The organism is Achromobacter sp. F4_2707 (assembly GCF_047501535.1).
GTDB lineage: Bacteria > Pseudomonadota > Gammaproteobacteria > Burkholderiales > Burkholderiaceae_B > Yanghanlia.
This window is the reverse complement of record NZ_JAZDRJ010000009.1, coordinates 57,360-78,814: the sequence shown is the minus strand read 5'-3', so window position 1 is coordinate 78,814 and position 21,455 is coordinate 57,360. Positions and strand designations below refer to the sequence as shown.

The 21,455-nt window shown below is 56.8% G+C and carries 20 protein-coding genes; 3 read left to right on the top strand and 17 right to left on the bottom strand.

Annotation, left to right across the window (positions count from 1 at the left end):
• Nucleotides 1-8 precede the first annotated feature (8 nt).
• The 4 genes from flgE to flgB all read right to left on the bottom strand — a co-directional run bounded on the left by flgE (nucleotide 9) and on the right by flgB (nucleotide 2,909).
• Nucleotides 9-1,277, bottom strand: a complete 1,269-nt coding sequence (gene flgE / locus VRY85_RS10205; protein ID WP_414598487.1) for a flagellar hook protein FlgE — start codon at nucleotides 1,275-1,277, stop codon at nucleotides 9-11.
• A 75-nt stretch (nucleotides 1,278-1,352) separates the two neighbouring features.
• On the bottom strand, nucleotides 1,353-2,024 hold the full coding sequence (locus VRY85_RS10200; protein ID WP_414598486.1) for a flagellar hook capping FlgD N-terminal domain-containing protein: 672 nt from the start codon (nucleotides 2,022-2,024) through the stop codon (nucleotides 1,353-1,355).
• 36 nt (nucleotides 2,025-2,060) lie between these two features.
• The gene (gene flgC, locus VRY85_RS10195) at nucleotides 2,061-2,477 is read right to left on the bottom strand and encodes a flagellar basal body rod protein FlgC (RefSeq protein ID WP_414598485.1); all 417 of its coding nucleotides are present in this window, start codon (nucleotides 2,475-2,477) and stop codon (nucleotides 2,061-2,063) included.
• 15 nt (nucleotides 2,478-2,492) lie between these two features.
• Entirely contained in the window at nucleotides 2,493-2,909 is a 417-nt protein-coding gene (gene flgB, locus VRY85_RS10190) for a flagellar basal body rod protein FlgB (protein ID WP_414598484.1), read from the bottom strand.
• A gap of 172 nt (nucleotides 2,910-3,081) precedes the next feature.
• On the opposite strand from flgB, the gene flgA reads away from it, so the two are divergent.
• The 3 genes from flgA to VRY85_RS10175 all read left to right on the top strand — a co-directional run bounded on the left by flgA (nucleotide 3,082) and on the right by VRY85_RS10175 (nucleotide 4,719).
• Entirely contained in the window at nucleotides 3,082-3,780 is a 699-nt protein-coding gene (flgA, locus tag VRY85_RS10185) for a flagellar basal body P-ring formation chaperone FlgA (RefSeq protein WP_414598483.1), read from the top strand.
• Between the two features lie 101 nt (nucleotides 3,781-3,881).
• The gene (flgM, locus tag VRY85_RS10180; protein WP_414598482.1) at nucleotides 3,882-4,172 is read left to right on the top strand and encodes a flagellar biosynthesis anti-sigma factor FlgM; all 291 of its coding nucleotides are present in this window, start codon (nucleotides 3,882-3,884) and stop codon (nucleotides 4,170-4,172) included.
• A gap of 70 nt (nucleotides 4,173-4,242) precedes the next feature.
• The gene (locus VRY85_RS10175) at nucleotides 4,243-4,719 is read left to right on the top strand and encodes a flagella synthesis protein FlgN (RefSeq protein WP_414598481.1); all 477 of its coding nucleotides are present in this window, start codon (nucleotides 4,243-4,245) and stop codon (nucleotides 4,717-4,719) included.
• An 82-nt stretch (nucleotides 4,720-4,801) separates the two neighbouring features.
• Here VRY85_RS10175 and flhF read toward each other — a convergent pair whose 3' ends face one another.
• From flhF to flhC, 13 genes are all read right to left on the bottom strand, one after another.
• A complete protein-coding gene (gene flhF / locus VRY85_RS10170; protein ID WP_414598480.1) occupies nucleotides 4,802-7,519 on the bottom strand; it encodes a flagellar biosynthesis protein FlhF in 2,718 nt (905 codons plus the stop codon).
• A gap of 38 nt (nucleotides 7,520-7,557) precedes the next feature.
• Nucleotides 7,558-9,675, bottom strand: coding sequence for a flagellar biosynthesis protein FlhA (gene flhA, locus VRY85_RS10165; protein ID WP_414598479.1), 2,118 nt, complete (start codon nucleotides 9,673-9,675; stop codon nucleotides 7,558-7,560).
• Nucleotides 9,672-10,829 carry a flagellar biosynthesis protein FlhB gene (gene flhB / locus VRY85_RS10160; protein ID WP_414598478.1) on the bottom strand — a complete coding sequence of 386 codons (1,158 nt, stop codon included), beginning with the start codon at nucleotides 10,827-10,829 and terminating at the stop codon, nucleotides 9,672-9,674. Before flhB ends, flhA begins: the two co-directional genes overlap by 4 nt.
• 277 nt (nucleotides 10,830-11,106) lie before the next feature.
• Complete coding sequence (gene cheZ / locus VRY85_RS10155; RefSeq protein ID WP_414598477.1) at nucleotides 11,107-11,739, bottom strand: protein phosphatase CheZ; 633 nt, start codon at nucleotides 11,737-11,739, stop codon at nucleotides 11,107-11,109.
• 11 nt (nucleotides 11,740-11,750) lie between these two features.
• Complete coding sequence (gene cheY / locus VRY85_RS10150) at nucleotides 11,751-12,140, bottom strand: chemotaxis response regulator CheY (RefSeq protein ID WP_414598476.1); 390 nt, start codon at nucleotides 12,138-12,140, stop codon at nucleotides 11,751-11,753.
• A 41-nt stretch (nucleotides 12,141-12,181) separates the two neighbouring features.
• A complete protein-coding gene (locus VRY85_RS10145) occupies nucleotides 12,182-13,234 on the bottom strand; it encodes a protein-glutamate methylesterase/protein-glutamine glutaminase (protein WP_414598572.1) in 1,053 nt (350 codons plus the stop codon).
• A gap of 39 nt (nucleotides 13,235-13,273) precedes the next feature.
• Entirely contained in the window at nucleotides 13,274-14,119 is an 846-nt protein-coding gene (locus VRY85_RS10140) for a CheR family methyltransferase (protein WP_414598475.1), read from the bottom strand.
• A 4-nt stretch (nucleotides 14,120-14,123) separates the two neighbouring features.
• Entirely contained in the window at nucleotides 14,124-15,785 is a 1,662-nt protein-coding gene (locus VRY85_RS10135; protein WP_414598474.1) for a methyl-accepting chemotaxis protein, read from the bottom strand.
• A gap of 106 nt (nucleotides 15,786-15,891) precedes the next feature.
• Nucleotides 15,892-16,392 carry a chemotaxis protein CheW gene (locus tag VRY85_RS10130; protein WP_414598473.1) on the bottom strand — a complete coding sequence of 167 codons (501 nt, stop codon included), beginning with the start codon at nucleotides 16,390-16,392 and terminating at the stop codon, nucleotides 15,892-15,894.
• A gap of 27 nt (nucleotides 16,393-16,419) precedes the next feature.
• Nucleotides 16,420-18,504: a chemotaxis protein CheA gene (gene cheA / locus VRY85_RS10125; RefSeq protein WP_414598472.1), complete on the bottom strand. Its 2,085-nt coding sequence runs from the start codon at nucleotides 18,502-18,504 to the stop codon at nucleotides 16,420-16,422.
• Between the two features lie 106 nt (nucleotides 18,505-18,610).
• Nucleotides 18,611-19,726 carry a flagellar motor protein MotB gene (gene motB, locus VRY85_RS10120; RefSeq protein ID WP_414598471.1) on the bottom strand — a complete coding sequence of 372 codons (1,116 nt, stop codon included), beginning with the start codon at nucleotides 19,724-19,726 and terminating at the stop codon, nucleotides 18,611-18,613.
• A 7-nt stretch (nucleotides 19,727-19,733) separates the two neighbouring features.
• The gene (gene motA, locus VRY85_RS10115) at nucleotides 19,734-20,606 is read right to left on the bottom strand and encodes a flagellar motor stator protein MotA (protein ID WP_414598470.1); all 873 of its coding nucleotides are present in this window, start codon (nucleotides 20,604-20,606) and stop codon (nucleotides 19,734-19,736) included.
• A 140-nt stretch (nucleotides 20,607-20,746) separates the two neighbouring features.
• Nucleotides 20,747-21,448 (bottom strand): flagellar transcriptional regulator FlhC, encoded by a 702-nt coding sequence (gene flhC, locus VRY85_RS10110; protein ID WP_414598469.1) that lies wholly within the window; start codon nucleotides 21,446-21,448, stop codon nucleotides 20,747-20,749.
• Nucleotides 21,449-21,455: the final 7 nt, after the last annotated feature.

Here is a 21,455-nt window from a genome sequence, read left to right as displayed (position 1 = left end):
TTAAGCGCCTATCGGATGTTGATGAGCGTTTGCAGAATCTCGCTCTGCGTGGTGATGGTCTGGGCGTTGGCCTGATAGGCACGCTGGCTGATAATCATATTTACCAGCTCGGTACCCATATCCACGTTGGATTCTTCCAGCGCCTGCCCCTTCACCATCGACATACCGTTCTGACCGGGCCTGCCCAAAATTGCTTCGCCGGATGCGGCCGTTTGTGCCCAGGCATTACCGCCCACCGGCTGCAAGCCTTGCAAATTGGCGAAGTTCGCCAAAACGATATAGCCGACTTCCGCCATTTCGCCGTTGGTGTAGTTAGCCACAATGGTGCCATCCTGAGAGATGGACATGCTGGTGTATTCACCCGTGCCGTAACCGTCTTGCTGGAACTCAAGGTTATGTCCGCCGCCGAACTGCGTGGCGATGGAGTAGTTCAGGGGAATGCTTAACGCATCAGCACCTGCCAGCGTGGGGAAGGCCAATGGGGAGGCAGGATCTAACGGATCTGTCCGTTGTGCCGGGTCAAACGCAATCGAAAGGCCCGATGCTCCAGTGGCAATTTCCCCCCCCGTGGTGAACGTGATGGAGCGCGTCACTATGGCCGACGTATCAGAATTCAGCTGATAATGAACATCCCACGCGTTATCCCCGGTTTTGACAAAGTACTGCGTCAGTTGATGCTCGCGACCCAGCGAGTCATAAACGGTCATGGGAACCGACGTGTTGTAGCTATCGGGATTAAGCGGATCCAAAGGCGTTACCGTAGGGACTATTGCATCAGCATCCAGATTCATGCGACGTGCCATCACGCCGGCGTCCGGCCCCGAAATAGCACCCGTGGCGCGGGCGGCAATATTCCCAGTGGGAATACGGATGGGCTCGGGGTTCAGGCCGTACAGGCCGGTTTCAGCGTCTTTAATGAAGCCGGTCAGGAACTGGCCCTGATTATTGGTTAAATACCCTTCTTTATTGGGGCCGAATTCACCGTTGCGGGTAAAGAAAACCGAACCGGAGGCGTCTTGCATGCGAAAGAAGCCCGCCGCGCCGTCAATGGCAATATCGAACTGACCGCCGGTATTTGACACAATACCCACACCAAAATTCTGGTTGACTGCGGCCACCGAAGTGCCCAGACCAACGCGCGAAGAGGCGTAGACGTCGGAAAAAGAAATGCTGGAAGACTTGAAACCGACCGTACTGGAGTTGGCGATGTTATTGCCGATGACATCCAGCTTTTGCGCTTGTGCCCGCAGGCCGCTGAGTCCTTGTCCGAATCCCATGATTCAACCTCGTATTCTGTATAGTGTTAGTTCATCACGCTGCGCAGCGTTAGGCGAATGGCGCAGCCGTTTCAATTACATGATTTTGCGTACGTCGTCGAGCAGGAAGGAACCTGCCAGGCCAAGATCAAGCTTGACGCCGCCCGCAGTGGACGCGACGCTTGTGACCTTGCCAGAGGTCAGTGAACCCACTGCAACCGGCGCATCGTTGAAGTCGAATGCGGTGACCTGCACTGAATAACGGCCATCGGGCACGGTGGCGCCGGTGTTGTCTGTGCCGTCCCAGTCGAGCGAATAGACCCCCGCCGGGCGCGCATCAAGTTCCATCGTACGAACTGCTCGGCCGGAACCATCAAGAATATTGACCCGCACGCCCGCCGCCGGCGACAACAGTTCCATGCCGAAGTGGGTGACATGCGTGCCTGCCTCGCCTGTACCAACGCGAACATCGGTTCCCGGAACCAGGATTTCCTTGCCAATAAGATTGGCGGCTTGCATGGACTGCGAAACATCAAGCTGGCCTGAAAGCGCCAGCAAGGTTTGATTCAGCTGATTGATACCCGTTACCGTAGACAACTGTGCCACTTGGGAGGTGATCTGGTCGTTGTCCATGGGGTTCATGGGGTCCTGGTTCTGCAACTGAGTGACAAGCAGAGTCAGGAAGCGTTCCTGGGTGTCGGCCAGAAGGTTCTGATTAGCAGCTAGGTTGTGGGCTGCTGCTGCAGTGGCGCTTTGGACGGTGGTCATAAATAGGTTCCGTTCAATAATTAGGTGCGAAGGCCGTTACTGGCCGATAGTCAGCGTGCGGTTCATCAGGGTTTTAGCCGTATTGATGACTTCGACGTTGGCCTGATACGAACGCGAGGCTGAAATCATGTTGACGGTTTCCGCCACCACATCGACATTGGGCTTGACGACATAACCGTTTTCGTTGGCCAGCGGGTGGCCGGGGTTGTATTCAAGGCGGTGCGGCGCCGCGCTTTCCACCACCTGGCTTACGCGCACGCCACCGACTGCCTGGGCGCGCCCCTGTGTTTCGATAGGCTGCATCTGAAAAACAACCTGCCGCGCCACATAAGGCTGACCATTTGGGCCGGCCACGCTTTCCGCGTTGGCCAAGTTGCTGGCGGCAACGTTCATGCGCTGAGACTGCGCCGTGAGCGCGGAACCCGCAATAGAAAAAATGGTGAAATTCGACATAATGTGTAGGCCTGCTTACTGCTCGAACACCGAACGCAAGGAGCGCAGGCGTGCGGAAATAATGGAAAGGTCGGCCTGGTAACGCGCCGTATTGTCGGCGAACTGAACGCGCTCGACGTCCATATCGACGGTATTGCCATCCAGGCTGGGCTGAAACGGCTGGCGGTAGAGAAGTTCGGCCGTGCCTTTTCCTGCCGCCGCACTGCCGGGAATATGCCGTGCCGATGTAAGGCTGAGTTCAGTAGCGGGCAACCTTAAACTGCCACCACCACCCATTGCTTCTTCGAGCGCCTTGGTAAAATCGAAATCGCGCGCCTTGTAATGAGGCGTATCGGCGTTTGCAATGTTGGCAGACAACACTTCCTGGCGCTGCTGCCGCAGCTGCAACACAGTTTGGTTGAAATCGAAATTTTCGCCTATCCGGTCGAACATAAGCCTTGCCCTGGTTTGCCTTGCCGGAACAACCGGCAAGTGATACACGGCCTTTTAGCCGATTTACTCCATGATCATACCTTTACATACAGGCTGACAAAGGTGGAAATAGACTGGCATTTTTCACCCAATTCCCTTGTTGCAGCCCCCTTCCTGTTTATAGAATGCATCCATGCGCTTTTTAAACCTACCGGCACTCATGCTGGCCGCTTCGTTGCTCTGGCTTCCTTTTGCCGCTCACTCTCAGACGCAGCTGCAGGATCCAGACGTTATCGTGGCCGAAGTCGAAGCCTTTTTGCTTAGCCGGGCACAGGTGTTGCCGGGTGTGCCCGAGGTCGTCGTCACCCCGCCGCGCATCAGCCGCCAGGCCGCCTGCGAACACCTCGACACTTTTCTGACCAACCCGCAGTTGCGTTCGCGCATGAATGTCGGGGTGCGCTGCCTGGCCCCAGAAAGCTGGACCCTCCACGTACAGGCCAGTGTGTCAGTCATGGGCCACTACTACGTCACCACTCGCAGCATCAACTTGGGCGAAACCCTGTCGTTCGATGACCTTGCTTCGCGCGAAGGCGATTTGCTGCGCCTGCCGCGCGGCGTGGTGGTGGACCCCTCTCTGGCGGTGGGTTACATTGCCCAACAGCGGATTGCGGCGGGCAGCACGGTGCGCGCTGACGCGTTACGCGACCCTGACTCCATTGTTCGCGGCCAGCCTGTCAAAACGGAAGCACGCGGCTTGGGCTTTGTCGCCACGGGCGAAGGTGTGGCGCTTGAAAGCGGCGGCCCTGGCTCTATGATCCAAGTTCGCACCAGCTCGGGGCAAATTGTTACAGGGACAGTCATCAACAACACGACTGTCCGCGTCATGATGTAAGAATGTAATCCGAATGCAACAAACCCTAAAGTTGCCTTTACATTCGCCGTTAAGGCTTATAAGAACGCAGTAATATCGCAGTACCTATACCGGAGAGCACCTTGAAAATCACTTCAAACACCCTCAAAAGCCAGCTTGCGAGCAGCGTCGCTGCCAGCCGCAACGCCCGCGCGGCGAGCGGTGCGTCAGCGTCTGCTGGCAGTGAAAAAGGTGCGGCGGTTGATCTTAGCCCCGCCGCCCGTAACCTGGCCGCCCTGCAAAACAGCGACGGCGACATCAACGTCGCCAAGGTTCAGGAACTTCGCGACGCCATCGCCTCGGGCCAGCTCAAGTTTGACACCAGCCGTATTGCCAGCGGCCTGATCGCCAGCGCTCGCGAACTTCTCAAATAACTGAATTCAATGCACCCGGCTTTTATGCCGGGCGCCACCAACGCTACAACCCGCACCTGCCGCTCACGTTATGAATGCTTCTCTTGCCGCTCTCCAAGCCTGTCTCGAAAAAGAAGCTGGTCTGACGCGCGATTTCCTACAAATTCTGCAAGACGAAGCCAAGGTGCTTGAAGACGGCGCAACTGAAGAATCACTACAAGAAACCACAGCTCGCAAAAACAATGCTGCCGACGCCTTGAGCAACCTGGCCCAAGAACGCAACGCCCTACTCAAAAAACTTGGTTTTGAAGCCGACGGTGCCGGCCTGGCTGCAGCGGCGGGTGTCTACCCTGAGCTTTCTGGCGCACGTGAAACTTTGCTCGATCTCACCGCCCAAGCGCGAGCTTTGAACGAAGCCAACGGCCAAGTGATTGATATTTTTCTTGAGCATAACCAACGTACGCTCGATACTTTGCGCCGCCTTACCGGCGTGGGTGATATTTACGACGCCAGTGGCCGCACGCTTGGCGGCGGCAAAGGCTCAAGCCGCAATATCAAGGCCGGCTGAAAACGGGCTGGGGCTGGCTACGCGCCTGCCATTGTGTGCTGCACCACGCCCAATTGTGAACCCGGCAAGGCGTAGCTGGCTATCAGGCTTCCAACATTTCTTTCAGTGCAAACAGCTTTAGCGTGGCCGTAGCGGCAGCTGACGGCAACAACCGTTTGCGGCCCAACATGGTGGCGGCGAGTTCGCGGCCCTGCTGCGCCAACGGGCTTTTCTGTAATTGCCAGGCGGCCAGACCAAGCTGTGCGGCAACCAGGGCTTTATGTCGAGGCTCCGGCTGCCCGTCGCGGCTTTCCAGCAGCCCCCAGGCCGAAGCCGCATGCCGCATGGCATCGCGCGACTCGGCCTTGATTACCAGCCAAGTCGCGAGTTTTTCTATAGAAAAATCCAGCCCTGGGTGTAGACCAATGACTTGCTTGAGCCGTTTTCCGGTTGTTCTATCGACCAACAGGGCGGAAACCATCTGCAAGGGCAGCGGCTCGTGACCTCGGGAAGCGATATGCACCGTTGCGCTGGCCGCCCACAGGGCACATTCCGAAGCGGGGGCGTTACCCAGTTCCGCCAAGGTGAACAGATAGCCTGGGTCGGCCACCGGCTGATGCGGCATGTTTTTGGCGAGCGCTTGCACCGTCGTGGAGCCGTCTTCCATATAGATGCGGGTAATGGCGGGAACCTGAGCCAGCCAAGGTTGAGAACGGCCCGAGAGTTCGCGCCAGAGCGCCGGATTGCCCCCTTCGAAAAGATGAACGACTGGAAGATCGGCAGCATGGTCGGCCTGCCAGTCGAACTGACGCTGCAACGCCAGACGCGCTGGCGGGGCGTCCGTCTGGGCAGCCCCGCAAGACGACAGCCAGCCTTCAGGCAACGATAGCTGCTGCAAGGTTGAAGCCAGAGCAGCGCCTTGTTCGTCAAGCATCAAAGTGGCGCGCAATTGTGCAGTTGGCGCCCCGGACGCGCGCAAAGCCACTTGATCATGCACAGCCAACAAGTGCTTTTGACCGGATTCACTCCAGGTGTTCTGCACCAGACGCAACATATGCTGCACCCAGGAATCGGGCGCGGAACCCTGGTTATTACTGGATACCAGGCTGCGCCAGAGATCGTACGCTTCGGAGACGCAGGACAGTTCATCAATGTACTCGCAACCGGCTCGCAAATCGTCAGCGCTCAGGTGAGCGGCGCCGCCGGCCGTCATAGATAGCAAGCGTGGCAGAGCCAGCATGCGCTGACGGCGAGCGTCTTCTTGGGCGGCGGTGTCGGCAGCCGGCCCGGTCGAACGCGTTAGTTGCATCAGCGCGGCGAAATCCGCCTCGGTCGGTGCGTAAAGCGTGCGAGCGGAAGGCAGATGCGTGAGCGCACGGTCGACCAGTTCGGTCGCGGACAAAAACGCCAGGTGCTCGGGCACTTTCTGGCCAATAGATACGTAATGAATAGGCAGCCGATAGCGCAGAGCGGTATCGAGCGCCGCCCCTAGCCGGATGGCTTCATCCACCTTGGTAATGATGCAGCCCTTCAGAGGGGTGCCGCCGTCTGCGGCATAGCTGCGGGCCACTTCATCCAGAGTTTCCCCATGACTGGCCGCATTCAGCACCAGCAAGCGGGTGACATCGCGCCCTGCTGCGGCCAGCATGGCCGCCTGTTCATGAATATAGCGGTCGCGCTGACTGATGCCGACGTTGTCGATGAGAATGATCTGATCGGGCCGGACACCTGTCATGACTTCCTGGAGCTCCATAGCATTGCGCACTACATGGACTGGAGCGCGCAGCATCTGCCCATAGATCTTGAGTTGTTCGTGCGCACCGATACGGTAGGTGTCGGTGGTGATGAGCACCAGTTTGTCCGGGCCAAACCGGCGCACGCAACGCGCCGCAAGCTTGGCGATAGTCGTGGTTTTACCCACACCAGTCGGCCCCACCAAGGCCAGTACGAGCCCCGGTTTCCATAAATCGTCTTCGCTGGACAACACGGGTAGATTGCCGATCAACTCTTCTCTTACCCACTGGAGGGCGGCGCGACTGGAGAGTTGTTCGGGCAAGCGCTTTAGCATTGCCCGCAACAAAGCCGTGCTGAACCCAAAACCCATCAGCTCTTGAAACAGGGAGGCAGCCTGTGGGGCGCGGCGCAATTGGTTGCCCCACAGAAGTTCGTCGATCCGATTTTCAAGCGCACCGCGCATGTCGCCGATGGCGTCCATGATGTCAGGCTGCGGTTGGGCCTCAGGGGCGGCAGGCCCACTAGACGTAGCCGGATGCTGTTGCGCCAACTCGGGCCATGGCTGCTGGGCAGATGGTGCCTGCTGTGCGAGAGGTTCAGCGGCCAGTGGACGCCGCGTGGCTGACTCTGCCAGAGCGGAATATCCCGATATCTGACCCGGGTTCAGCGGTACGCCCGGGGCCTGTTCTGCTGAGAAAGCATCCATGCCCGGTTGGTTGGACGGAGGCTGAGGGGCCGGGGGCATAGAGGGTGTTGGTGCAGGTTCGGGCGCCACACCATAAGCCGCCTGAAAGGCCGCCGCATAAGCGCCCAACGGCGACATGGGCGAAGGGCCGGGCGGCGGGGGCGTTGGCGCCTGAGCCGGTGCCTGAGTGGGTGCCGCATTAGTCTGCGGAGCCTGCCGCTGCAAGTCGCCACTAGGGGCTTGCAAGGGCGACGAGGCGGGGGCAGTGGACGGTGCGGTGTTGTCAGCCGCGGCGTCGGGCAGTTCAGAAGCATCTGTGGCAAGGATTTCCACCCCCCCTTCAACCCTTCTATTCGACACAATCAGGGCGTCAGGCCCCAGCGCCAAGCGCACTTGACGCATGGCTTCTCGATTTGTGATCCCGAAGAACCGCCTAATCTTCACGCTGCGCTACTCCCGCCAATCACGGCTGCCATTTTCAGTATCCGATCATCTGGTATTTCCATACTGGAAAGGATACCAATTTGCGGGAAATGATTCTTGAGAAAACGCGCCAACGTGGGTCGCAACATGGGCGGCACCACCAGAACGGCAACTTCGCCTTCGGCTTCCAGCTGTTGAACAGCGCGATCCACTTCGTGCAGCAGGTTCTCCGCCAAGCCCGGCTCGATGGCGCCGCTGGTGGTCAAAGCCTGGGTCAGCACGCGTTCCAGTTGCGGTTCCAGGCTCATGACTTTCATTTCGCTATCGCCTGGGAACCACTGCTGGCAAATAGCGCGGCCCAACGCAATGCGGGTAAGCGCCAGCAACTCGTCAGGGTCGGGCCCGGTGCCAGCCGCATTCTGTGCAGCCAAACGGGGCGCGTGCTCGGTAATCGTTTCGATAATGCTGCGCATGTCGCGAATTGGTACTTCTTCTTCGAGCAAACCACGCAACAGCTTGTGAAACGCCGCCAGTGACAGCGTTTTGGGCACGAGGTCTTCGACCAGCTTGGGCGCCTCGCGCCCGACGTGATCGAGCAATTGCTGGACTTCCGGACGCCCCAAAAGTTGTGAGCCGTGACGGTGCATGATGTGGTTAAGGTGGGTGGCGACAACGGTTCCCGCATCCACCACCGTGTAGCCGGCGATTTGAGCTTGTTCACGCAAGGATACGTCGATCCACACGGCGGGCAGGCCGAAAGCCGGGTCGGTTGTCGGCGTGCCTGGCAGCTTCATGGTGACGCCGCCCGGGTCAATGGCCAGCCACTGCCCTGGCGTGGATGTGCCCCGACCCACTTCGACACCAGACAGCAAGATGCGGTAATCGTTTGGCTTGAGTTCGAGATTGTCGCGGATATGGACAACCGGCGGCAAGAAGCCGACATCCTGTGCGAACTTTTTTCGCAGGCTGCGAATTCGGTGCAATAGTTCACCATTCTGGGTGTGGTCGACCAGTGAAATCAGCCGATAGCCAACTTCCAGCCCTAAGGGGTCCACCAACTCGACGTCATCCCAAGTTGCTTCGGCCGCAGCAGCCTCAACCGCAGCTTGCTTCTGCGCCGGCTCCACAGCGGCCGCAGCCAGTTGCTGCCGTTGCCGCTTCAGTATGCTCCAGCCTATAGCCGACAACACGATCGCGAGGGACAAGAACGCCACATGGGGCATATTGGGAATCAGCCCCATCATGCCAATGATGCCGGCGGTGATGAACAGTACGTTGGGGTTGGAGAACAGCTCCCCCATCATCTGTTGGCTGACGTCCTGATCGTTGGCTACCCGCGAAACCACTACCCCGGCTGCCGTAGAAATAATCAGGGCGGGAATCTGTGCGACCAGGCCGTCGCCAATGGTAAGAACGGTGTAAACCTGGGCTGCATCGCCGAAAGACAGACTATGTTGCCCCACGCCAACAATCAGGCCGCCAATGATGTTGATCACCATGATCAGCAAGCCTGCAACGGCGTCGCCCCGCACGAACTTACTGGCGCCGTCCATGGCCCCATAAAATTCAGCTTCCTGGGCCACATCCTTTCGACGGCTACGCGCTTCATCCTCGCCGATGAGGCCCGCGTTCAGGTCGGCGTCAATAGCCATCTGTTTGCCCGGCATGGCATCCAGCGTGAAGCGTGCGCCGACTTCGGCAATACGCCCTGCCCCTTTGGTGATCACCACAAAGTTGATGATGACCAAAATAATGAAAACGATCAGGCCGACAGCAAAGTTGCCGCCAATCAGGAAGTGGCCAAACGCCTCGATGACCTTTCCTGCTGCATCCGGGCCCATATGCCCATTCATCAACACCACACGGGTGGAGGCCACGTTCAGGGCCAGCCGCAGCAGAGTGGAAAATAACAAAATGGTGGGGAATGCTGCGAAATCAAGCGGCTTGCGGGTAAACAAAGCCACCAGCAGAATCATCACCGCCAAACAAATGTTGAAGGTGAAGAACAAGTCGAGCAAGAATGGTGGCAGCGGCAACACCATCATGGCCATAACCATGAGGATGAACACTGGGCCCACCATCAGCTTGGTGTACTGGCCACCGTTTTGTTTCAATATGGCTAGAAAATCGTTCATGTTGCCTGTGCCGCTACCTTGCCCGCTTCGGGATCAAGGCCGGACGGAATATTCAATGTGGAGGGCGGTTCGGGTTCCATCCCCTGACCTGGCGCCCAGACGCGCAGGCGGTACACCCACGCAAGTACTTCGGCTACAGCAGAATAGAGCTCAACGGGAATTTCCCGCTCAAGCTCGACGTGATGATAGAGTGCGCGGGCCAGAGGCGGCGCGCTAAGCAGTGGCACTTTATTGTCGCTGGCAACCTGACGGATTTGCGCGGCAATTAAACCTACACCCTTGGCCACGACGACTGGCGCCCCACCCCCACCTTCTCGGTAACGCAAGGCGACGGCGTAATGCGTGGGGTTTGTCACCACCACGTCGGCGTGCGGCACTTCACTCATCATGCGGCCTCGTGCCATAGCACGCTGTTGCTGGCGAATGCGGCCCTTGACGTGTGGGTCGCCTTCGCTTTCCTTGTGTTCTTGTTTGACGTCCTGGCGCGACATACGCAGCTTTTTGAAGTGGCTGTATATCTGCCAGGGCGCGTCGATCAGCACCACTAACAGCAAAGCCGCGACAATCAGGGCACAACATAAGGCCACCAGAGACATGCCGTAAGTCAGGGCTTCAGAAGGCGTGGCGTGCATGAGAGCCAGCATCTGATCACGGTAATGGGTGATGACCAGCACACCTACCGTAGCAATCACGATCGCCTTAGCTAAGGTTTTGAATAGCTCTACGAGTGTTTGCGCCGAGAACATCCGTTTGATGCCCTTGAGGGGGTTCATGCGTTCGAACTTGGGTTGAAGGGCCTTACCCGACAATACCAAGCCCCCCAACAACACAGACGCCAGAATAGCAACGATGACCAGCACGCCGAATAAAGGCAGCAAGCCTAAGAAGGCCTTGAGAGCCAGACTCACTGCTGAAGTCACCATAACAGTGAGATCGCGCCCGACATTGGGGTCGAACCACATGGACTGCTGAATGACTTCGCGCAGATTGTGGAAGAGATAGCCCCCCATTACCCAGAGCGTGCCAACACCAGCCGACAACACCAAAAAGGTGTTCAGCTCACGCGAACGCACTACCTGCCCTTCTTCGCGCGCCTTTTCTAGCCGCCGCGGCGAGGCAGGTTCTGTTTTTTCGAGGTCGCTTTCCTCTGCCATGCAGTTTCAGCCGAGATAGAAGAAATCCAGCCTGGATTCTAATCGATACCGACCTTTACGAAGGCTGGAGCAAGCGCCCGAATGCTGCGCAGTTCTCGATAGATCAGGCCTGGCGAATACACCGGAATAAACCAGGGTATGAGCCTACAGAAAAGAAATGCAGCGGGCGGCTTATTCGCGCGCCCCGCTTTGTGGAAATGACTTGCCCGGATACTTCCCGGGCGGCTAGGCCGCCCCCAAAGCCGCCTACGACGCGTTGACTTTCTCCGGAAATTCCTTAAAAGCCCAAGCTGTCGAGCAGGTCGTCGACTTGGTCCTGACTGGTGACGATGTCCGGCTTGGTTTGATCGACGGCCGGACCATTCAAGAGTGACTGTGCTTCTTCTCTGCGTTCCTGAGGCACGCTGTCAATCAACACCTGAACCAGTTCGGTCTCGATGGCGGTAACCACGTGCAGCATTTTCATGATGACCTGACCAGTGAGATCCTGGAAATCCTGAGCCATGATGATGTCAAGCAGGGCATCTTGCGTGCGCTTGGCGTTCTGGGGGATTTCCTTGATCATGGCACGCGTGTCATCGACCAGCTCGCGCGCCTCTTCGAGCTCGACCGGGTGATCGAACCAGGCCTGCCAACGTTCATCGAGTGCAACCGCACGGTTCTGCAACGCTTCTTGAACAGGTTGCAGATTTTCGGCAATGTTCAAGACACGATTGGCCGCTTGCTCGGTCATGCGAGCCACGTAGTGAAGACGGTCACGGGCATCAGGAATTGCGTGTGCAGCTTCTTTGACGGCCTGATCCAACCCCAGTTCACGCATGCTGTCGCGCAGCATACGGGTGAGTTGGGCAATACGGTGTATCAGGTTGTCATCAATGCTGTTGTCGCCTGGAGTGTTCAGAGTATCCATGAACCCCTCCTTCAAGAACCGAGTTTTTCGAAGATTTTATTCAGCTTTTCTTCGAGAGTGGCTGCGGTAAAGGGCTTTACCACATAGCCGTTGGCGCCTGCCTGGGCGGCGGCGATGATGTTTTCCTTTTTGGCTTCCGCCGTGACCATCAGCACGGGAAGGCTGCTGAGATTGGGGTCGGCACGAATGGCTTTAAGCATCTCCAGGCCATCAAGATTCGGCATGTTCCAGTCGGACACGACGAAGTCGAAATTGCCGTTACGCAATTTCTCAAGACCCATTGCGCCGTCTTCCGCCTCATCAACGTTCTCAAAGCCAAGGTCTTTAAGTAGATTCTTGATGATCCGACGCATGGTCGGGAAGTCATCAACAATCAGAATTTTCATGGTTTTCTGTACCACTTGATACTCTCCGGTAAATAATTATCCGCAGTCGCGCTATTTTAGACTCGCTGATTACTGGTGCCAGCACTGGCAAGAATTCGTTCACTGATCTCGGACAAAGGAACGGCTTCGTCGGCCGCTCCAATGTGCAGGGCCTCGCGCGGCATACCAAACACCACGCAACTGGCTTCGTCTTGGGCAAAAGTTACTGCGCCGGCCTGTTTCATGGCCAGCATGCCTTGTGCTCCATCCTTTCCCATGCCGGTGAGAAGGACGCCCACTGCATTGCGCCCCGCGACCTCGGCAGCCGAGTAAAACAAAACGTCCACCGAAGGCCGGTGCCGGTTCACAGGTTCGCTGGGATCAAGCTCGACAATATAGTTGGCGCCAGAGCGCGCCAGCTTCATATGAGCGACCCCACCGGGGGCCAGATAAACGTGACCCGGCAACACGCGCTGACCATGTTCAGCTTCGTGCACCTGGACAGCGCAAAGATTATCGAGCCGTTGAACGAAAGATTTTGTAAACCCGGCCGGCATGTGCTGCGTAATCATAATGGCCGGGCTGTTAGGCGGCAACGGTTCCAGCACTTGACGAATGGCTTCTGTACCGCCGGTGGAAGCGCCTATCATGATGAGCTTTTCTGTAGTGGAGAACGGACGCGTGCTCAGCATTCGCGGACGTTCGGTCTGCGGAACCAGCTTTTTTGGACGCGAAGCTGCGGCCGCACGAATTTTGTCGGCGATCAGATTACTGTATTCAAGCAGCCCGTCACGCAGGCCCAACTTCGGTTTGGTAACAAAGTCGACGGCGCCCAGCTCGAGGGCGCACATGGTAATTTCCGAACCTCGTTCTGTCAATGAAGACACCATCACAACGGGCATGGGGCGCAAGCGCATCAGGCGCTCAAGAAAATCCAAGCCGTCCATGCGCGGCATTTCAACGTCCAGTGTCAGGACGTCTGGGTTGTGTTGCTTGATGAGGTCGCGAGCAACGAGAGGGTCGGGCGCGGTAGCGACAACTTCCATGTCAGGATGCCCATTGATGATTTCCACCATCAAGCTGCGCACCAGCGCAGAGTCGTCAACACAAAGAACACGGATTTTTTTCAATGTCATAGAAACATCACACCTTCGTATTGAATGAGACGCTTACTTCTTTACGTAGACCGTCTGGCCTTGCAGGCGGAATACATCGGTCAAATACGTAAAGTTCTCGGAGTGCCCCACAAATAGCAACCCCCCCGGCTTCAGCGTCGGCGCGAAGCGCTCCAGGATTTTTGTCTGCGTATCTTTGTCGAAGTAAATCATGGTATTGCGACAGAAAATGGCATCAAAACTTCCGGGGGCGGGCCAGTCATTCTGCAACAAATTAAAAACACCAAACTCTACTATGCTGCGCAGGTTGTCCTTGACTCGCACCATTCCAGCGCGACGACCGGTGCCACGCTGAAAATACTTACGCAGATACTCTTCAGAGACGGGCTTGACCCGTTCCTTGGGATATACGCCCTCACGTGCGCGTTCAATGGCATTGGTATCGATGTCGGTCGCCCAGACTGACACGCCGACATCCGGCTGCGGACAGGATTCGCGCAGCGTAATAGCGATGGTATACGGCTCTTCTCCGGTGGAGGCCGCACTGCACCAGATGGAGATGGGTTTTTTCCGTGTGCGAACAAAACGCGCCAGAATCTCGAAATGGTGCTGCTCGCGAAAGAAAGCCGTATGGTTGATCGTGAACGCGTTAATAAACATCTCCCATTCGGGAGAAAAGGAATTCCGTGCGAGTTCTTCAAGGTACTCGTGCACCGTGCTGTGGCCAACGGCATGGGCACGGCGCGCCAAAGTGCGCACGGCCATTTCCTGCTTGTGTTCACCAAGCACGATGCCCGCGCGATCCTTCAACAACTTCGCCGCCTGGTTGAAATCACCAGGCGACAGCTTTGCCTGCTCAGGCAAAGCAAAAATAGAGCTTGTGGTCTGAAAGGATTCCATTCTCTCAGGAGCGCAATAACGCCCCTGCTCCATTATGCAAGCCGGGTAGCGCATACTCTTGATGGCCTACTGTCCGCCCGGACGAGCGGGGCTCGGAATCTTCAGTTACATCAATAATTTCTGATGTATTGACTTTGAATACCGCCACAAGATCTGCCAGCCGACGTGCTTGATCCTGCAAGGAGCCGGCAGCGGCAGCCGCTTCTTGAACGAGCGCTGCGTTCTGCTGCGTGACACCGTCCATATCGGCAACCGCCGCATTCACCTGATTAATGCCGTCGGACTGCTCGTGCGAGGCCGTTGCGATCTCCGCCATAATGGTGGTCACGGTGTTAACCGACCGAACAACGTCTTCCATGATCGCACCGGCATTGCTTGCCTGCTGCGCTCCCGCCGACACTTTTTCCAGCGATTCTTCAATCAGTTGCTTGATCTCACGGGCGGCCTGGGCACTGCGTTGCGCCAGCGAGCGCACTTCGCCCGCCACCACCGCAAAACCCTTGCCCTGTTCCCCTGCGCGGGCTGCTTCAACGGCGGCATTCAATGCCAGAATATTGGTCTGGAATGCAATACCGTCGATCACACCGACAATTTCCGCCATCTTGTGCGAACTGTCGGAGATTTCCCCCATGGTACCCACAACAGCAGTAACCGCTGAGCCACCTTTTTGGGCGACATCGGCGGCACCCTTTACCAGACGGTCGGCCTCGGTGGCGTGCTGGTTGTTTTGTTGCAAGGTATCGGCCAATTGTTCCATGCTGGCCGCCGTTTCTTGCAGAGCCACGGCCTGATGTTCGGTACGCTCGCTAAGATCGGTGTTACCCATGTAGATTTCTCGCGCCCCAACGTTGATCTCGTCAACGCCCAACCGCACGGTGCCGACAATGTGTGTCAAGCTCTCTTGCATGCGCCGCATGGCTTCGAGCAACACGCCGATTTCGTTATTGGTGTCTACGTGGATGCGTTGAGTCAGGTCGCCGCTAGCAATGCGGTCGGCATGAGCGCCGACCTCTCGAAGCGGGCGCAATACCATGCGATTCAGGAAGGCATAGGTGACGAAGGCAATGAAAAAACACGCCAGCATGCCCAGCGCCACCAGTTTGACGACCAGATTGTATTGATCGATTTCACCCTGATAAGCACTGTCGATGGTGAGCTGCTGGGCGTTTTGCATGGCATTCCATGAGTCGAAAAACTCCCGCTCAAGGTTACGTACCGCGCCGTCGCGGGCAAGCTCGTAGCCGCTGTCGTCGCCTTGCGCCAGCATGCCAAACAAAGGCTGAACACCGCGATTCATCAGGGCGTTGAAACGCTGACTGACCAACCCGCCCATGTCACGCCCCAATTCTGTTTGCGTGGCGTTTTCCTGGAACGACTTTAAAGCGGCCATGGCAGAATCGAAGTGCTGACGACTCTCCCCCAACAAAGTGACGGCTTCGCTGTCACGACCGGCGGCCCGAGCCGTGACGGCCCGTGTCAGTGAGCTTTGCACATTGCGATAGCCTTCAACTGCCGTCGACAGGGAGGCACCCGCCCGCTGATTTTGAACAATGGACTCTAATGACACATTGCCCAGGCGTAACGACAACACGCCAAGTGCTGCGCCTGCAATCAGCATAATGAGATAAAAAACCAGCACCAGGATGATACTTGTGCGGATTTTCATGTTGGATGCCAGTGACGTCTTTCGCATAACTCCCTACCCTGCATGTTTGGTCGTGAGCCGGCTTTGAACCGGCACTGGCAAAGACGCCAACCGGTTCGTTGCGGTATTAAACGATGGCTGCGGCTTCCACCAGAGCCATTTCCTCGCTGGTCATGAGCTTTTCTATATCTACCAAAATCAGCATGCGGTCGCCCACTGTACCGATGCCTGTCAGATATTCGGTGGCGAAAGTAGTGCCAAACTGTGGTGCTGCGCTGAGTTGAGATTTTTGCAGCATCAGGACATCGGACACCCCATCAACCACCACACCCACCACACGGGATTTAAGATTGAGAATCACGACCACGGTCTGGTGGTCGTATACAACATTCTCGAGGTTGAACTTGATACGCATGTCAACGATGGGCACGATGACGCCGCGTAGATTCGTCACACCTTTCACAAAGGAAGGCACATTAGCAATGCGGGTGACGGTCTGTGCATCATAACCACGGATTTCCTGCACTTTGAGGATATCGATGCCATATTCTTGTTCAGCAAGCGTGAAGACCAGGTATTCCTGGCCGGTCGTTTCGGACGTTTGCTTCGCGTCAACATGATTGGACATTAGGGTCTCCGAAATTCTGAGTAGAGTCTATACAGTTGCCGTACGGGTGTTTTGTGAAGTCTGCATCAGTGCAAAGACGTCAACGATGAGCGCTACGCTGCCATCCCCGAGAATCGTCGCCGCCGAAACGCCCGGTATTTTCTTGTAGTTGGCTTCGAGATTCTTGACAACCACCTGGTGCTGCCCAACGAGATGATCTACGAGCAAGGCAAAGCGGACATCCTGAACCTGAAGGATAACCGCAATCGCCTTGGTGATTTCTTTTTCAGCATTCTTGACATCGAACACTTCGTGCAGCTCGACCAACGGCAGGTAGTCGCCACGCACTTGCAGCACCCGTTCAGACTCGGAGATCGAATGGATCTGGTCAGCGGTGGGCTGCATGGACTCCGTCACGTTACTCAGGGGCAGAATGAAGACTTCATCGCCCACCCGCACTGACATGCCGTCAAGGATTGCCAACGTCAGCGGGAGCACAATGCGGATCGTTGAGCCTTCACCCGGCTTGGAGAAGATCTGGATGTGGCCGCCCATGCCTTGAATGTTCCGGCGCACGACGTCCATACCAACGCCTCGACCGGAAATCTCTGTGACTTGTTCCGCCGTCGAAAAACCGGGAGCGAAGATAAGCGGCCAGATTTCTTCGTCGGGCGTACTTTCGTTGACGGGAAAGCCTTGCGCCATTGCCTTTTTGAGGATTTTCTCGCGATTCAAGCCGGCACCGTCGTCGCGTACCTCGATAACGATCTGGCCGCCATGATGCTGGGCCGCCATGGTGATGGTGCCTTCCGCGCTCTTGCCGACTTCCAGCCGACGCTCAGGCGACTCAACACCGTGGTCAATACTGTTGCGTACCAGGTGGGTAAGTGGATCGATAATGCGTTCGATAAGGCTTTTATCGAGTTCGGTTGCTGCACCCTGTGTGACCAGACGGATATTCTTACCCATCTTGGCAGCGGCCTCGCGCACCACCCGGGGGAAACGACTGAAGACGAAGTCCATGGGCACCATGCGGATGGACATGACGGCTTCCTGGAGATCGCGGGCGTTGCGATCGAGTTGCTCGATGCCGTTGAGCAGACGGTCATGAAGCACCGGATCAAGCGTGGATGCGGTTTGCACCAGCATAGCTTGCGTGATGACAAGCTCACCCACCAGATTAATGATCTGGTCGACTTTTTCTACCCCTACGCGAATCGTGCTGCTGCCTGTGTTGGCACCCGTGGGCATGGATGCCGCAGCAGACTTGGCGGCCGGTTTGGGATTGGGTTTTTCAGCTGGTTTTTCAGCAGCGGGCGCGGGTGCTTCGGAAGCGGCGGGGGCCGCGGGAGCAGAAGCCGCCACAGGAGCTGCTGCGGGAGCCGGTGCAGCAACGGGTGCAGCTTCGCGGCTGAACTCGACTTGATCTTCATTGACGATGAAGCAGCAAACCGCAGCGATGTCTTCTTGCGAGGTGGCTGTCTTGAGCCAGAATGTTACCGAGTCGCTCGTGCGTTCTTCGTGCAACACTTCGCCCATCAGAGCCATTTCAGTGGCCAGGGAACGCATGTCAGCTTCTTTGAGCCGAGACACTTTGACTTTCAAAGGCGTGTCCCCCGTAGCAGCCACGGCAGGAGCCGCTGCCGGCGCCTGAGCTTCCGGCGCCGCAACGGTTGGCTCCGGAGCAGGAGCTGCAGCAGCAGGTTCGGGTGCGGCAGCCTGACCGCCGCCGTGACGCTCTTCCGCCAAGGCGCGCAACTGTGCGCAAATACGGTCATAAGCCTCTTGGCTGGGCTCTTGCTGATTCCTGTAAGCAGCGACTTGATCCATCAACACATCTTTAGTCTCAAGAAAGAGGTCTATCATGTCTTTGCGGAGCACCATTTCATCACGCCGGATGTAGTCGAGCAGGTTCTCAAGCAAATGCGTCGTATCGGCCAACATGCCGAAGCAGCCGAATGTACCCGCTCCTCCTTTAATGGAATGAGCAGCACGGAAGATTCCATTCAGCTGATCAATATCGGGGTTGTCGACGTCCAGATTCAGAAGCAGTTGCTCCATATCGGTGAGCAACTCGTCGGCTTCGTCAAAGAACGTATCGAAAAACTGACTCAGGTCCACGCCTGCACTCATGATCGAATCCCTTTACACACTTTCAGTGTCATGATGCTGCCCCTCCAGCGATGTGCCGGACTACGGCATTATTACCCAATGTTACTTTTTTTATGAGCACAATGTTTCAAGGACTGGCAGAGCTCTGGGGTACGGGCACCACCGTTTCCACCAATTGCGACCCCTCGACTCGCGGCACTAGCGGTATTTCAAAAGGCGCACCTGTTATACCAAGCACCCCGTCGAGCACGGATTCGTCTGCCGGAGGTACGCTCCCTGGCAACCCCATGCCAGGCGGCAACCCAAAAATATTTGGCGGGCCTTCGGGCGGTGGCAGCGTACGCTGCTCAACACCCAGGTTTTCGCTACCTTCGCGGCCCAACACCTCGTTCAGATCAAGCGGTGTCGCGTAAGAAGCGTCTTGTTCATCCATACGCCGCTCAGCGCGACGATTTAGCACCAGAATGCTGATGCGCCGGTTAGCATCGGCATAAGGATCGGCAACGAGGTTGACTGTAGATGACAGCCCTAACACCCGACGCACTTTAGTTTCGTCCATCCCCCCAGCAACCAGCTCACGACGGGCGGCATTCGCGCGATCGGCCGAGAGCTCCCAGTTGGAATACTCTCGTTCACCAGACGCGTACCGGGTCGCATCGGTGTGACCTGTAATGCTGATGGAGTTGGGCATGGCATTGAGTACTGGGCCCAATTGTCGCAACACCACGCGCATTTCACGTTGCACCCTTGCACTGCCGGTATCAAACATCGGCCGGTTCTCGCGATCCAGAATCTGCACGCGCAGGCCGTCGGGCGTCATGTCGAGCAACATCTGCGGGCGATACTCGGACAACACCGGGTCGTGCTCAATGAGCTGCTCCAGGTTGTCTTTGAGGTTCTCCAGCCGCTCGATATCCTGAATATCGCCGGTATCCCGAGGCGTACGCGGCGTCAGTTGAAAGTTGGGAATGACGCTGGGCGCGCCCCCTGGTATGACCGCGTCTGTCCCCAACGGCTTGTTTTCGTTCTGCGAGCGGATGGCCTCGACCAGCGGCTTGCGGAAGTATTCAGCCACCAGCGTCAGCTCGTGCACTGGAATGAGCGACAACAGCCACATGACCAGAAAAAAGGCCATCATGGCTGTCATGAAGTCGGCGTAAGCGATTTTCCAGCTGCCACCATGCGCTTGTTGGTGATGCAGCTTTTTCCTACGAACGACGATGCGCGGTTCAGCCTTGCTCATAGCAACCTTAACCGCGACGGGCGCTCGAGCGCACTTGCTTCACGTGATCTTCAAGTTCCATGAACGAAGGACGCAGATGCGAGTAAAGCACCTTGCGGCCAAACTCCACCGCCAACTGGGGAGGATAGCCGTTCATGCTGGCCAACAGCGTGACCTTGATGCATTCCAACACTTTGACTGAGGTAATGGAGCGCCGCTCCATGCTGGCCGCCAACGGCGCAACAAAGCCATACGCGGCCCAGATACCCAGAAAAGTACCGACCATGGCCTTGGAAATGAGGTCGGCCAGAATAGCGGGCGGCTGATCGACCGCAGCAAGGGCTTTAATCACCCCCAGCACCGCGGCAACGATACCGAATGCCGGCAAGCCGTCAGCGACAGCGCGCAAAGCCATTGCAGGAATATTGCGTTCATGCAGATGAGTTTCGATTTCCTGATCCATCAGGGTTTCAATCTCGAAGGAACTCATATTGCCGCTGATGATGAGCCGCATGTAGTCGGAGATGAACTCGACCAGGACGGGATCGTTCAGCACGCTGGGGTATTCAGCAAAGATAGGGCTAGTTTGAGGGTCTTCGATATCGCTTTCAACGGACATCAGGCCGTCCCGGCGAGCCTTGTTAAGCAACACATACAGCAATGCCATGAGCTGCATATAGAGCTCTTTGCCGTAAGGGTTGCGCCTCAGCACCGCTGGAATAGCGCTGAACATCATCTTGATGGACTGGCCGCTGCTGGACGCAAGATACGCACCAAACGCGGCACCGCCGATCAGGAGCAGCTCAAAGGGCTGATATAAGGCTCCGAGCGCGCCACCCATAAAAATGTAGGCGCCGATAACGGAGAAGAAAACGACGATATATCCAAGGAGAATGAACACAGGTTGCCCTAGCCAAGCCTATTCGAAGCGCATATGGTCGCCTACTTTGACGCCCAAAGATTGTTATATCAAAGGCCGATTTTTAACCTAGATCGGCGTATATTCACAATAGAACAGGTTATGACACCTGTTGTTTCACTTCAGGCGCCACTAGAAGCGAGCGATTTGCCTTCTTCATCAGACGCCGTTGTCCTTTTTTTCTTTGTTGCCTGACGTGCAGGCTTGGCGGCCGCAACCGCAGCCGCCGGTTCACCGGTATTCTTACCTGCGCTTGCACCAGTGTCGACCGACTTCGGAGCGGCAACGGCACGTCGTTTGCGCGTTTTACCCGCACGAGGCGGCGGACGACAAATGGCGCAAACAAAGCCACCCTGAGGGTCGTGAGCGTGTGCGATAAAACCACCGTTACACCGCTCGCAATACGACAGCTGCAACAAATTACTGTCGAAGAAGCGGATCAGCATCCATGCCCGAGTAAAACTCAGTACGGGCTCTTCACCCGGAGGAGCGCCCAAGCCCGTAGCCGCCTGTTCAATATACAAGCGGTATGCTTCGACCAAAGCACGCGATTTTTTAGCGGGCGTGTGTGTATCGAGGTAACGATAAACACTGTAAAAGACGCTGGAATGAATATTCGGCAGCCATGTCATGAACCAATCGACGGAAAATGGCAGCATGCCCTTAGGGGGCGAACACCCTCTGACCTCACGATACAGACGCGCCAGCCTATCGTAGCTAAGGCTGGTCTCCGCTTGCAGGACTTGCAGGCGGGCGCCAAGTTGGATCATGTCGGTGGCCAAGAGGATTTCTTCCGCTTCCTTGGCAACGCTTTTCTTCGTCATAAATTAA